The 13,330-nt window shown below is 72.9% G+C and carries 10 protein-coding genes; all 10 read right to left on the reverse strand.

Annotated elements, in window-relative coordinates:
• Positions 1–72: 72 nt before the first annotated feature.
• Positions 73–1,581, reverse strand: a complete 1,509-nt coding sequence (locus ACTWP5_RS13195; RefSeq protein WP_443221083.1) for a pectinesterase family protein — start codon at positions 1,579–1,581, stop codon at positions 73–75.
• 97 nt (positions 1,582–1,678) lie between these two features.
• Positions 1,679–2,458 carry a calcium-binding protein gene (locus ACTWP5_RS13200; protein WP_443221084.1) on the reverse strand — a complete coding sequence of 260 codons (780 nt, stop codon included), beginning with the start codon at positions 2,456–2,458 and terminating at the stop codon, positions 1,679–1,681.
• Positions 2,459–2,687: 229 nt separating this feature from the next.
• Positions 2,688–3,314, reverse strand: coding sequence for a hypothetical protein (locus ACTWP5_RS13205; protein ID WP_443221085.1), 627 nt, complete (start codon positions 3,312–3,314; stop codon positions 2,688–2,690).
• A gap of 220 nt (positions 3,315–3,534) precedes the next feature.
• Positions 3,535–4,122 carry a GTP-binding protein gene (locus ACTWP5_RS13210; RefSeq protein WP_443221086.1) on the reverse strand — a complete coding sequence of 196 codons (588 nt, stop codon included), beginning with the start codon at positions 4,120–4,122 and terminating at the stop codon, positions 3,535–3,537.
• On the reverse strand, positions 4,103–4,483 hold the full coding sequence (locus tag ACTWP5_RS13215; RefSeq protein ID WP_443221087.1) for a DUF742 domain-containing protein: 381 nt from the start codon (positions 4,481–4,483) through the stop codon (positions 4,103–4,105). The genes ACTWP5_RS13210 and ACTWP5_RS13215 overlap by 20 nt, the downstream gene beginning before the upstream one ends.
• The gene (locus ACTWP5_RS13220) at positions 4,480–4,911 is read right to left on the reverse strand and encodes a roadblock/LC7 domain-containing protein (protein ID WP_443221088.1); all 432 of its coding nucleotides are present in this window, start codon (positions 4,909–4,911) and stop codon (positions 4,480–4,482) included. The genes ACTWP5_RS13215 and ACTWP5_RS13220 overlap by 4 nt, the downstream gene beginning before the upstream one ends.
• A complete protein-coding gene (locus ACTWP5_RS13225) occupies positions 4,908–7,724 on the reverse strand; it encodes a sensor histidine kinase (RefSeq protein ID WP_443221089.1) in 2,817 nt (938 codons plus the stop codon). The genes ACTWP5_RS13220 and ACTWP5_RS13225 overlap by 4 nt, the downstream gene beginning before the upstream one ends.
• Positions 7,725–8,015: 291 nt before the next feature.
• Positions 8,016–9,182, reverse strand: a complete 1,167-nt coding sequence (locus ACTWP5_RS13230) for an NAD(P)/FAD-dependent oxidoreductase (RefSeq protein WP_443221090.1) — start codon at positions 9,180–9,182, stop codon at positions 8,016–8,018.
• Between the two features lie 55 nt (positions 9,183–9,237).
• Positions 9,238–10,812 carry an amino acid adenylation domain-containing protein gene (locus tag ACTWP5_RS13235; RefSeq protein ID WP_443221091.1) on the reverse strand — a complete coding sequence of 525 codons (1,575 nt, stop codon included), beginning with the start codon at positions 10,810–10,812 and terminating at the stop codon, positions 9,238–9,240.
• Complete coding sequence (locus ACTWP5_RS13240) at positions 10,809–12,791, reverse strand: beta-ketoacyl synthase N-terminal-like domain-containing protein (protein ID WP_443221092.1); 1,983 nt, start codon at positions 12,789–12,791, stop codon at positions 10,809–10,811. Before ACTWP5_RS13240 ends, ACTWP5_RS13235 begins: the two co-directional genes overlap by 4 nt.
• Positions 12,792–13,330 lie beyond the last annotated feature (539 nt).

Genomic DNA, 13,330 nt, shown 5'->3' on the forward strand with positions numbered 1-13,330 from the left:
GGGTGGTCGGGGGCGGGCGGCGGCGCCAGTGGTTTTCCGCCGCCCGCGTGACCTCGCCTCCCACGGCGTACGTCAGCGGGTCACGCCCGCCTCGGCGGCGTGCTCGCCGCGCAGCACGACGTCCGTCAGGCGCGTCCCCGCTCCGACCGTGCGCAGCGCCACCGCCGCGCCCTCGCCCGCGTAGGCGTTCTCGACGGTCAGGTCCGCCAGCGTGACGTCGTCCGCCAGCACCGACAGGGTCGCGCTGCCCGCGGCGCCGTTCGGCCCGCCGTAGAACTTCTGCTGCGCGGCGCCCAGGTCGTAGGTGAGGGTGACGTCCGCGGGGTCGCCGGAGGCGCCGCGCAGGGTGATCTCGGCCTCGGTCGGCCAGACGTGGACCACCTCCCGGTAGACCCCCGGCGCCAGTTCGATCGTCACCGCGCCCGGGTGGCCGGCGGGGATCGCGTCGAGCGCGGCGCCCACGCTGGCGAAGTCCCCGCTGCCGTCGAGCGCGACGGTGAGGGTGTCCGGCACCCGGGAGGCGGAGGGGGAGGGGCCGACGGGGCCCGCGTGCCGCTCGACGATCCTCGGCACGGCGCGGGCCGGGTCGGCGGTGTAGGGGTAGTAGGCCGCCGGGTCGAACGCCTCGCCCGCCTCGTCCGCGCGGCCCCAGGTGTCGGCGAACACGTTGCCGCGCTGGAGCAGCTGGGCGGTCGGGTCCTTCACGACGATCGGGTCCTGGCCCTCGGCGTAGTGGTTGTGCTCGGCGACGACGCGGGCGCCGCCGCGGCTCATCGTGCCGTACTGCCCGAAGTGCTCCAGGTGGTTGTTGTAGAAGTGGGCGGCCTCGGTGTTGTCGATGCTGGGGTTGCGCTGGAAGGTCCCGCGGAACCAGTTGTGGTGGATCGTGATCTTCGTGACGACGTTCTCGGTCCAGCCGATGCCGAGGGTCTTGTTGTGGCCGGCGAAGAGGTTCCACGAGAGCGTGACGTAGTCGCTGTCGCGGCGGACGTCGACCAGGCCGTCGCCGCCCCTGAGGAACGCGCAGTGGTCGATCCAGACGTGGTGGGCGGTGTCCATGCGGACGGCGTCGTTGTCGTTCTCCGGGCTCTTGCCGTCCCAGTCCCCGGGAATGTACGAGTCGCGGAACGTCAGGTTGCGGACGATGACGTTGGAGACCTGGTCCAGGTGCAGGCCGCCGCCCACGATCGCGGCGCGGGGCCCGGCCCCGACGATCGTCTTGTTCGAGGCGACCGCGATCATCTCGCCGAAGGGCTCGACCTCGATCGTGCCGGCCACGCGGATCACGTACGGGTCGGGCGCCTGCGCGTACCTGACCAGTCCGGCCAGGTCGCTGACGGTGACCTGGGGGCCGCCCGCGCCGCCGGTGGTGCCGTTCAGGCCGTGGGCGTCGAGCGAGGCGAAGCCGACGGGCGTGTCGGTCCACACGCCGCGCGCCGCGGCGGGCTGTGGCGTGGGGGCCGACGGCGGTGCCGCCGTCGGCGCCGGCGCGGCGCCCGCGGTCGCGGGAAGGACAAGGAGCGCGAGCGCCGGCACCAGCAGGCGGGCGGTCATGGCACGGCAGCGACGGAAGAGGCTCATGGCACCGCAGGATGGTAAGCGCTCTCTATCCCGTCAAGGGGTCGCGCGCGAACGACTCCGACACGGGGTCAGGGAAGCGTCTGCGCGCGACCGTGCGTCACTGGAGGACGTCGTCGGTGTCAGGGCCACCCGAGAGGGTGTCGTCGCCGCCCCCGCCCCGGATGGTGTCGTTGCCACTGTTGCCGTAGAGGGTGTCGTTGTCGGGTCCGCCGGAGATGACGTCGTCCCCGCGGCCGCCGGTGACATGGTCCTCGCCGGAGTTGCCGTAGACGACGTCGGCGCCGCCGAAGGCCTCGACGTGGTCCATGCCCCGGCCGCCGCGCAGCTCCTGGTCGCGGTCGTCGCCCATCAGGTGGTCCATGCCGTCGCCGCCGAGCATGACGAGGCCGCCCATCAGCATGTCGTCGCCCGCGCCGCCGATGATCGTCTTCGCGGAGTGGGCGTGCATCTCGTCGCTGCCGTCACCGCCGTCGACGACCGACACGCCGGGGTCGCTGGTGAAGATGTAGTCGTCGCCGTCGCCGAGGGAGATCTGGACGTCGTCCGGCAGCGCGCTGGTGGTGGGCAGTTCGCACACGACGAACGTGTCGTCCGACGGGTCGAGGTAGAGGCAGTTCTCGCCGGCCTGGATCGGTACCTCGTCGTTGAAGCCGATGCGCCTGCTGCCCTCCGTGACGGAGCCCATCGACATGACGTACAGGTCGTTGACCTGGCCGTCGGCGGCGAGGTAGGCGATCGACTGGCTGTCCCAGTCCGCGCTCACGGTCGCGGGCGCCTCCTGGGCGGACGCGGAGGCGGTGGCCAGGCCGCTGGCGAGCAGGGCGAGGGTGGTGACGGAGAGCGTGGTGACGAGCCGTGGCTGTCGTGGCTGTTGCATGGGTGCGTCCTCACCTTGAGGGATGTCGGTGTCGAGTCGGACAGGCCGATGGCGACGACCTGACGACGGCGCGCCCCGGCCCAGCCTTCCGGCGGCGCTTCGCTCACCGAACCCTCCCCGTCCCGTCACGGGCCTGACGCGTCGAGGTGATCCGGTGAACGCGGCCCGATGACATCACCCGTGAGCAGGAACGTCAATCCCCTTGCACCACACACGGGTTGCGGCCGCGTCAGGGCTGCCGCTGCATCCCGAAGAGCGAGCCCGCCGCGGCGGCCACGTCGGCCGCGGCCCTGGCGGACACCCCGGGAGGGACGTCGAGCCGCCGCAGCGCGCCCGCGAACGCGTCCTCCACCAGGGCCAGACGCCAGCTCAGCTGGCTCACACGGTCGTTGGGGCGCAGCCGCGCGAGGACGGTCAGCAGCTCCTGGCCCAGCGTCTTCAGCTCCGACAGCACCTTCCACTCACTCGGCTCGCCCGGCGGCTCCAACTCGGGCGCGACCGTGGCCACGACCGACAGCGCGTGCGGCACCCGGACCATCAGCTCGGCGTACCACTCCACCAGGGTGCCGCCGAGGTCGGCGCGGAGCCCTTCGAGGAACGTCAGCAGCACGGCCCCGCCCGCGGCGGTGCCCACCGGCTCCGGCGAGGGCGCCTCGGCGGCTGAGGAGCCGTTGGCCTCACGCCCCGGGCTGAAGCCGCCGCCGAGGTACTGCCGGATCATGACGGGGACGTCCTCGTCGTCCGCGGCCGGGCGGGGCGCGGGCGCCGCGTGGGCGGGGGAGAGGAGCGCGCGGACCGGTGTGATGCCGCGGGCGGCCTCCTCGGCGGCCGCCTGGCATGCGTGATCCGTGGGCACGACGACGTCACCTGTCCTTCATCGGCTGCGAGTATCGCGGCGGCTCATCGCGAAGAGACTCCGCAGGAGAGGACGTAGGCTACTCCCTCTTCAGGAGCTTGTCGTACGGGTGTGCCAAGGTGTCGAAAAGTTGACCATCGTGTGATCGAACCGGACGGGGGCGACGTCCTCGGCGCACCCCTCCCAGCCCGTCCGGGTGGCCGTGTCGGGCGGGTGCGACTCAGCCGACCGCCAGCGCCTTGGCCGACTGCAACAGCGCCAGCAGCACGGTCTTGCTGGAGTGGCGTTGCCGCACGTCACACATGACGACGGGGGCGGGGGAGCGCAGGTTGAGCGCCGCGTTGATCTCCGCCGCGGTGCAGTCCCGCTGACCGTAGAAGCAGTTGACGCCGATCGCGAAGGGGATGCGGCGCTGCTCGAAGAAGTCGACCGAGGCGAAGCTGTCCGCCAGCCGACGCGGGTCGGCGAGCACGACGGCGCCGAGCGCGCCGTAGGACAGGTCGTCCCACATGAACCAGAACCGCTCCTGGCCCGGCGTGCCGAAGAGGTAGAGCACGTGCTGGGGGTCGATGGTGATCCGGCCGAAGTCCATGGCGACGGTGGTGGTCGCCTTGTCCGGCGTGCCCGCGAGGTCGTCGATGCCCAGGCTGGCCTGGGTCATGTACTCCTCGGTCTCCAGCGGGGGGACCTCGCTCACCGAACCGATCATCGTGGTCTTGCCCACCCCGAAACCGCCGGCGACCAGGATCTTCAGTGCTGTCGGCAGGATGAGGGAACCACTTGACTGGTCAGAGTCTGCGGATGCCATCGATAACCCTCTCAAGTAGTTCCACACTCGGGGCGCCCGACTCCCTATCCGGGGCCCTAATAGAGATCATGTTCTTGTCAAGCAGGTCTCCGCAGAGCACCTTCACCACGCTCGCCGGCAGGTCGAGGCGCGCGGCGATCTCGACGATCGCCTGGGGGCGGCCCCGGCACAGTTCGAGGATGGCGGTCAGCTCGGGTTGCTCCCTGCGCTGGTCCAGGCGGGCCGATGGCCTCGCCGCCACCTGGGTGATCAGCGCGAAGTCGGATCCGCTGTGCTCGGTGCGCCCTCCGGTGATCGCGTAGGGCCGGACCAGGTATCCGGCCCCCTCGTCGAACCATCCGGACTTCCTTGACGAGGTCACAGAGCCTGACCGTGACGGCCGGTGGTCGCCTCCGTGCGGGGCGCGGCGCTCAGGTACTCCCCGACCTGTTGGACGATCCGGGTCATCTCGTAGGCCGCCATCCCCGCGTCCACCTTGTCCGAGGCGAGCACCGCGAGCTGCGCGCGCTGCCCCGCGTTGGTGACGAACAGGAAGGCGTTGTCCATCTCGATCACCGTCTGCCGCACGTGTCCGCCGTGGAAACGCCGTGCCGCCCCCCGGGAGAGGCTCTGGAGCCCGGAGGCGACGGCGGAGAGGTGCTCGGCGTCGTCCTGGTTGAGGCCGGCGGAACGCGCCAGCGGAAGACCGTCCTGGGAGAGAACGATCGCGTGGTGGGTCTCGGGCACGCCGGCCACCAGGTTGTCCAGAAGCCAGTTGAGGTGGGCACTGGCTTGGGTCTGGTCAGTCATCGCTGATCCTTCCTCGCAGATCCTTCCGGGTCGGCGCCATGTCCGGGCGTTCCCGCCTCAGGATCATGTCCACCAGCTGGCGTTGAGGGCTCCGTGGTGCGCGCGCGCCGGTTACCCGACTGGATGGCGGCCATGATGGCGCCGGCCCGGTCGGGGGACTGGGACGCCGTCGCACTGCGGTGAGCCTCTTCCTCCTCCATCAGAGCGCTCGCCTCGACGCGCAGCTGCTCCGCAAGGCTCTCTCCCCGCACCCGGACGGGCAGCTTCAGCTGCGAGCCGGCCGCCGTCACGTGCGTGGGCTGCTGCGAACTGCCGTCGTCCGCCGCGTCGATCAGGCCGTCGCCGCCGGAGGAGCGGACGCTCGCCGTCGGGGAGCGCGTCGCGGCGGAGGCGGGCGGCGGCATCGCCGCGGACGACGCCGGGGGCGCCTCGGGCGTGGTGGCCCGTGCGGACACACGGTCCTCGCGCGTGAGGTCCCGGTCCACCGGCGGGTGGGTCCGTGCCGCCAGCTCGGCGGCCTCTTCGTCGGACAGGCTCGGCAACAGGCCCGCACCTCCGTACGCGGGGTATCCGCTGTGGTCGTAGTCCATGCGCCGCTGCGGACGGCCCGGCGCGTCGAGGTCCGTCTGGGCCACCACGGGACGGGCCGCGACGGGCTCCGGCGTGGGCAGCAGCGACGGGGACTCCGGCTCGGGGGCGTCGGGCTCCAGAAGCCCGGGGGAGAGCGGCGGCACCATGGGCGGCGCGGCCGGGGGACGCACCGACTCGCGCCACGGCGTCTCCGCCTCGGCCCGCTCGGCCCGCTCGGCCCGCTCGGACGAGGAGGACGAGACGCCCGGCTCGCCGTCGCCCGCCGCGGCCGCCAGGCCGTCGGGGATGAGGCCGGCCAGCAGCGACTTGGACTCCTCCAGCAGCTCGCTGGGCAGCAGCACCACGGCGAGCGTCCCGCCGTAGGGCGACTTGCGCAGCGAGATCTCCAGGCCGTGACGCTTCGCCAGCCGGGCGACCACGAACAGGCCCAGCCGCGGCGCCTCGCCCAGCGCCATCACGTCGAGCTTCGGCGCGTCGGACAGCAGCCGGTTGAGCCGGTCGTACTCCTCGTCGGACATCCCGAGGCCACGGTCGACGATCTCCAGCGCCACCCGTCCGCGGGCCACGATCTCCGCGCTGACGGTGACCTTGGTCTCGGGCGGGGAGAAGGAGGTGCCGTTCTCGATGAGCTCGGCGAGCAGGTGGACGACGTCCGCCACGGCCCGGCCGGCCAGCGAGATCTGGGGCGCGGGCAGCGCCTCCACCCGGCTGTAGTCCTCGGTCTCGGAGATCGCGCTGCGCATCAGCTCGTAGACCGGGACGGGCTTGCTCCAGCGGCGGGCGGGCAGCGCGCCGCCGAGGATGAGGAGGTTCTCGGTGTGCCGCCGCACGCGGGTCGCCAGGTGGTCGACGGCGAAGATGTCCTTCAGCAGCTTGGAGTCCTGGTGCTCGCGCTCCAGCTTGTCGAGCATCGGGATCATGCGGTTGATCAGGACCTGGGTGCGGCGGGCGAGGCCGAGGAAGACCCGCTCGGACCCCTCACGCCCACGGGCCTGCCGCTGGATGGTGTCCACGACCAGGTGCCACTGCTGGCGCAGCGCCTCCGCCAGCCGGGCGACCTCGTCACTGCCGAAGTCCTCCTCCGACCGCTCGTCCTCGCGCGGGCCCTGCGGCTCGGGGGCCGTCTGCTCGACGATGCGCGCCAGGTCGCTCTCGGTCTGCCGCGAGGCGGTCTGCTGCAGGCGCGTCAGCCGGCCCACCAGGGACCGCGACATGCGCCAGGCCAACAGGGCCGCGCCGACGAGGACGGCCGCCGCGAGGAGGCCGACGAGGGCCGCGGCGACCAGCAGCTGACCACCCCGGCCGGAGGCGTCCGACCCCACGCCCCCGACGGTGTCGACGCCGAGGTCGCGCAGGATCGCCCCCGAGGACTCCGCCGCCTCCCGCCACGCCTCGGCCGGCTCGGGCATCGCGGTGGTGCCGCCGGAGTCTGGCGTCTCCGCCGCCACCAGCAGCGACCACTCCGGGGTCTCGGTCAGGGACTCGTACCCGCTGCCCTGCGGCGGCGGCACGTCGCCCGCGTGGAGCGCGGTCCGCGCCTGCCGCTGGACGGCCACGGCCTGGGCGAACGCCTCGCGCACCGCGCCGTTCGCGCCCTCGCCGTCCGGTACGCCGGCCACCAGCGCGTGCTGGCGGGCGACGGCCTCGGCCAGCTGCACCAGCCCCGCCGCCGCGGCGGCGTCCTGGGCGAGTTGGCCGTCCTCGACGCGGAGCGCGGCGCCCAGCAGCGCGACGCCGTGGTCGGTGGCGTTGGTGTAGAACCGGTACGCCTCGACGGTGCTGGACTCCTGCTCGTCGACGGCCAGCCGCTCCGCCTCCAGCGCCTCCAGCGCCTCCAACAGGCGCGTGGCGTGCTCGCGCACCGCGGCGCGGTCGGCGTTCTCGCTGTCGGCGGCGCGGAAGGCCTCGGCCGCGGTGTCGCTTCGGCCTCTCGCCTCCTGGAGGGCGGCCAGCGTCTCCGGGCCGGGGGCCGCCTGCCAGGCGGCCGTGGCGAGACGTTCGTCCTGGAGCCGCGTGACCAACTGGTGGGCCGGCTCGCCGGCCCCCTCAGCGAGGTCCGCGCCGGCACGGAGCTGGAGCCCGTCCCTGACGAGCCCGTTCCCCAGGTAGGCGGCCAGCCCGGCGAGGGCGAGCACGGCGATGAGGACGGGCAGGGCCAGAGAGACCCGTAGGGAGGTGCGCAGGGCCCTGGGCACTCTGTGCCGGTCGCGTATGCCTGACATCTGATTCCTCGTGGCGGAAACGACGATAGCGGTGTGGGGAAAGGGACGCACACGGCGTGCGAGTGTTGACGGAGTGTCAACGCTGGTCACCCGACTCGGTGCACCGTACCAGGTCACGCCGTGATTGGCGGCTCAAGGGGCGGGTTCTTCGGTTACGCGAAGTCCCCCTGCGGGAGGTCCCCTTGCGCCATGGCTTGTGGTCTATCAGCTTCCGCCCCGAAGGGGGAAGTCGTGATGCCGGGTTACCTCATCAAGGCCCGGTTTCCGCTGGCGTGAACGACGTCACAGTGATCACATCAGCGCGAGGAGGCGGGGGGTGTACAGCGAGGCGGCCGAGCCGATGCCGGCGACCAGGTCGAAGTACGTCGTGGTCAGTTCGGGGTCGCGTCGCACCGCGCGTAGAAGGGCCAGGCGCTGCTCGTGGGTCTGGAGGCGCGCGACGCTCAGCGTGGCCTCGAAGCCGCCCGTGAGCGACGCGTCACGCTCGCCGCCGAAGGCCTCCAGCGCGGCGTCGAGCCGGTCGGGGTCGGCCAGTCCGTCGCCGACGAGCCGCACCAGGGACTCGGCCTGGTGGAACGCGTCGGTGATGCCCCGTGCGGTGATCGAGTCCTTGTGGTGGCCGGCGTCGCCCACCAGGACCCAGCCGGGCCCCGACGCCTGCCGGAAGAAGTTCTGCTGGTCACCGGTGCCCCGCAGCCGCTCCAGGGGCTGCCTGCCCCGGATCCGCTCGTGGAGGGAGGGGGCGGTGGTGCGGATCTGCTCGTCGAAGAAGTGGTGGGCGTTGGTGCGGACGGTGCTGAACGCGGTCAGCGGGAAGTACGCCTGCACGAGCGTGGCGCCGTCGTTGGTGGGCTCGGCGCCCACCCAGCCCTCCGGCTTCTCGTAGCACTCGAAGACGGCCGGCACGTCCGCGTAGTACGCGTAGTAGGCGCAGGTCAGCGACGGCTCCCGCCGCGTGTACGGAGCGCCGACCAACCGCGCGACCGCCGAGCGCATGCCGTCCGCGCCGATCACGAGCCGGGCGCGTTCGGCGAACGGCTGGCCCTCGTGGGTGCCCGCCACGCCGACGACGCGTCCGGTCTCGTCGCGCAGCAGCCGGTTGACCGAGCAGCGGGAGCGGAAGGTGACGCCCGCGGCGATCGCGCCCTCGAGGAGGATGGTGTCCAGGACGTACCTGCGCGGCGCGTAGGCCGCGCGCTGGCCCTCGACGCCGCGGCTGCACCCCTCCAGGCGGATGTCGGCCACCTCGTAGACGGCGTGGTCGATCGGCGGGCAGCCGGTGGCCCGCAGCCGGTCCAGCAGGCCCCAGCGGGCGAGGGCCGCGACGCCGGGCTGGTGGATCAGGTGCGTGGAGAGGGTGTCGGAGGGGAACTCCGCCCGGTCGAGCAGGAGCACCCGGTATCCCGCGCGGGCGAGCAACATGGCCGTGGGTGAGCCGGCGCACCGGGCACCCACCACGATCGCATCGAACAAGTGCGGGCCTCACAGACTGTCGACAGGTGGTGCGAGGGGTCTAGTGGCTGACGCTCCTGAGGACGTCGGCCAGGGCGTACCGGTCGACCTTGCCGTTCGCGTTGAGCGGCAGGTGGTCGAGGACGGTGATCATACGGGGAACCATGTAGGCGGGTAGACGGGCGGTCAGGGCCGCGTACATCGGCTCGGCGTCGCAGCCCACCCCGGTGACCGCGGCCGCCAGCTCGTCGTCGCCGTCCCGGCCGGGGACGGCCAGCACCACGGCGTCGCGGACGCCCGGCTGTTGACGCAGCAGCGCCTCGATCTCGCCGAGCTCGATGCGGTAGCCGCGGACGTGGACCTGGTGGTCGATCCTGCCCATGTGGACGAGCTGCCCGTCGACGATCGCGACGCGGTCGCCGGTGCGGTACCAGTGGTCCTCCGTCAGCGGGGTGTCCCCGGTGTGGTGGTGGACCGTGCCGTCCTCGTCGAGGGCCAGGAAGCGGCCGACGTCGTCGGCGGGGTCGAGGTACCCGGGGAAGCGCTGCGGGCCGCGCAGGCACAGCTCTCCCTCGGTGCCGGGCCGGCCGTCGTCGCCCAGCACGAGGGACTCCACCGTCGGGTGGCAGGTGCCGATCGGCGCGGTGCCGTTGGCGGTCGTGGGCCAGTGGGCGGGGTCGGCGGGCAGCACGTAGCCGGTGCACCAGACGGTGGTCTCCGTCGGGCCGTAGACGTTCTCGATGGTGGCGTCGGGGGCGGCGACCCGCCACTCCCGCAGCCCGGCCAGGGGGACGGGCTCGCCGCCGAACATGCACCAGCGCAGCGTGGGCATGCGGCCGGCTTTGAGGGTGCCGAGCCGGGAGGCGAACGACACCAGCGACGGCACGGAGAACCAGTGCGTCAGGCGCGCGGTGGCGATGAACTTCACCGGCGACAGCAGCTGGCTGCGGCGCGGCACCACGACGGTGCCGCCGGCGCCCCAGGCGACGAACATGTCGTGCACCGAGCCGTCGAAGGTGAGGTCGAAGTTCTGGGAGACGCGGCTGCCGGGGCCGGCGTCGTACTTGGGGACGATGTGGCCGAGGTAGGCGGAGACGTTCCGGTGGCGGATGGGGACGCCCTTGGGGACGCCCGTGGAGCCCGAGGTGGTGATGACGTACGCGATGTCGTCCGGCGTGGCCACCAGGGGCGGCGCGGGAGCCGGTGACGGGGTGCCTGCGGCCGCGGCGAGCTCGGCCCGCTCCACGGTCAGCACGGGGACGTCGAGCCCGGAGGCCGCCTCGGCGGCGCCGTCGGCCGTGGCGTCCACCACCGCGAGCGTGACGCCGGAGGCCGCGGCCATGGCCGTGGTGCGGGCCACGGGGAAGTCGGGGTTCAGCGGCACGACGGTGGCGCCGGTCCGCAGCAGCCCGAGGTATCCCGCGTAGCCGTCGGGCGTGCGGCCCGCCAGCAGGCCCACGCGGCGGCGGGTGACCTCGCCGTGGGTGGCGACGACGCCCGCGGCGACGGCCTCGGCGCGGTCGCGCAGCTCGCGGTAGCTCAGGGTCTGGCCGGCGACCTCCAGCGCGGGGAGGTCGCCGAAGCGGTCCGCGGTCCGCGCGAACCAGTCGTAGAGGGTGGGGGGTGTGGTGCTCACGCGGCCTGCGCCTCCTGGAGGCTCAGCCACTGCCGGAACTCTCCGACCGTGCGGAGCTCGCCGAGCTCCTCGGCCTCCACCTCGTAGCCGTGCTCGCGGGCCAGGCGCAGGATGATCTGGAGCCGGGCGAGGGAGTCGATGCCGAGCTCGGACAGCAGGGCGCTGTCGGCGTACTCCTCCTGGCCGTCGCGGACGTGCGCGCGCAGGACGGCGGTGGCCAGGTCGGCGTCCTCCTCCTGGTGGTCGCCGAGCCAGTACCGCTTGGTCTGCCAGGGATAGGTGGGCAGCGGCACGAAGCGGCAGCCGGGGCCGAAGAACGCCTCCCAGTTGACGACGTGGCCGTCGCGGTACCGTTCGGCGACCGCCTCGGCCAGGGTGGTCGGCTCGCCGGGCTCCCGCAGGACCGTGAGCGCGGCGACCATCGCCTCGTGTGAGGAGGCGACGACGGCCGTCCGGTGCTCGTGGTGCTGGCGGCGGGTCGCGGCGCTGTAGCAGATGTCGCGGAGCGGGTGGGCCGTGCCCTGGCCGTCGGGGCCGAGGTACGCGGCGTAGGCGTGGGCCAGGGCGGTGAGGGCCTGGGGGGAGCGCGCGGAGAGCGGCAGCACGCACGGCTGGGGCGAGGGCGCCGGGGGGGCGGCCGGGCTCGCGGAGACGGCGCGGGTGTCGCCCTGACGCACCACCAGGTGGGCGTTGAGGCAGGAGACGCCCTGTCCGGTGACCCCGGCGACGGCCGGGCGGCCGCGGTCGGGTATCCGCTCGGGCTTGGAGGGCACCACCAGGGGCAGCTCGTCCCAGGCGACCAGGGCGCTCGGGGTGTCGAGGTGGAGGCTCGGCGGGACCTCGCCGTGTTCCAGGCTCAGCACGGTCTTGATCAGGCCCGCCATGCCGCCGGCCGCCTCGGCGTAGCCGATGTTCGACTTGACGGAGCCCACCAGGCAGGGCCGGTCCGCGGGGCGGCCCTCGCCCAGCACGCGGCCGATGGCGTTGAGTTCGGCCTGGTCGAGGGCGGGCGATCCCGAGCCGTGCGCCTCGACGAAGTCGACCTCGGACGGCGCGACGCCGGCGTCCTCGTAGGCCCAGCGCAGCAGGTCGACCTGGCCGGCCACCGAGGGGGTCAGCAGGGCGTCGCCCGACTGGCCGTCGTTGCTGACGGCGCTGCCCTGGATGACGGCGCGAACCCGGTCGCCGTCGGCGCGGGCCTTGGCCAGGGGTTTCAGGATCACGACGCCGATGCCGTCGCTGGGGGCGAAGCCGTCGGCGCTGGCGTCGCCGAACTTGCTGCGGCCGTCGAGCGCGATCGTGCCGGCCTGCGTCATCATCACGCCCTCGTCGGGGCGCAGCATGATGTTCACGCCGGCGACCACGGCGAGGGGACTCTCGCCCGCGCGCAGGCTCATCGCGGCGTTGTGGACCGCGACCAGCGAGGACGAGCAGGCGGTGTCGACGATCATGCTGGGGCCGCGGAAGTCGAAGAAGTGGGAGAGGCGGGCCGGCAGCATGGAGCGGAAGTTGTGGTAGATCGAGGGGGTCACGGCCTCCAGGCCCTGCCGGAACTGCATCTCGACGAAGTCGGCGCGGTTGTTGCCCACGTAGACGCCGGTCCGGCTGCCCGCCAGCTCCTCGGGGCGCAGGCCCGCGTCCTCCAGGGCCTCCCAGGCCGTCATCAGCAGAAGGCGCTGCTGCGGGTCGAGCCCCGCGGCCTCGGCGGGTGACATGCCGAAGAACTCGGCGTCGAAGCCGGCTATGTCGGACAGGTAGCCCGCGCGACGGCTGGCGATCTTGCCGGGACCCGGTCGCGGGGAGTCCGTGTAGAGGCCGTCCACGTCGTAGCGCTCGGGGGGTGTCTCGCTGGTGGTGTCCACGCCCTGGCGCAGCACGTCCCACAGCTGGTCGGGCCCGGAGGCACCGGGGAACCGGCAGGCCATGCCGATCACCGCCACCGCCCGTGCTTCGGCGTCCGCTGTCGAGCTCTCCACCATCCGCTCCTTCAGGTCCTTCGATCGAATGCTGACGTCGCTTCCCAACGTCCCGGTAACCCCGTACGGCCAGGAGGAACCTTGCCACGAAAATCGTGGGGTGAACGCGGGATCCTGGTGATTCTTTGTGGAAACGGTCCGGTGAACAGGCGCCTGACACCTGGTCGGCTGTCCGGCCCGACAGCGGCCCTACCGGACGGGTGGTGCCGCCCGTGCCGGGGCCGCCGGCGGTCCGGCGACTTTCGCGCCACCCCAGGAGCGTGGGGTGGTTCCGTCGCAGACGCGGTTTCCGGCCACCCACGGCGGCTGGAGTGGAGTGCGTCTCCCTGGCGAAAACACGATGGATCGGCGGACTGTTCCGCGTGACCCCGGTGACTGTGTGAGATGCCTCACAGTCGGATCGGCGTTGGCCACGTCGTGGGGGTGGGGGTGTCCCAGGGGTCGCGTGCGCCTCAACTGGCACGGGAGAGCAGTGAGTTCACGTGCGGTGTGGGGGAGGGGAGGGGACGCGCTTGCGGCCGGGGGCGACAGACTCACAGGAT

Source organism: Streptomyces sp. 4N509B (assembly GCF_052245655.1).
Taxonomy (GTDB): domain Bacteria; phylum Actinomycetota; class Actinomycetes; order Streptomycetales; family Streptomycetaceae; genus Streptomyces.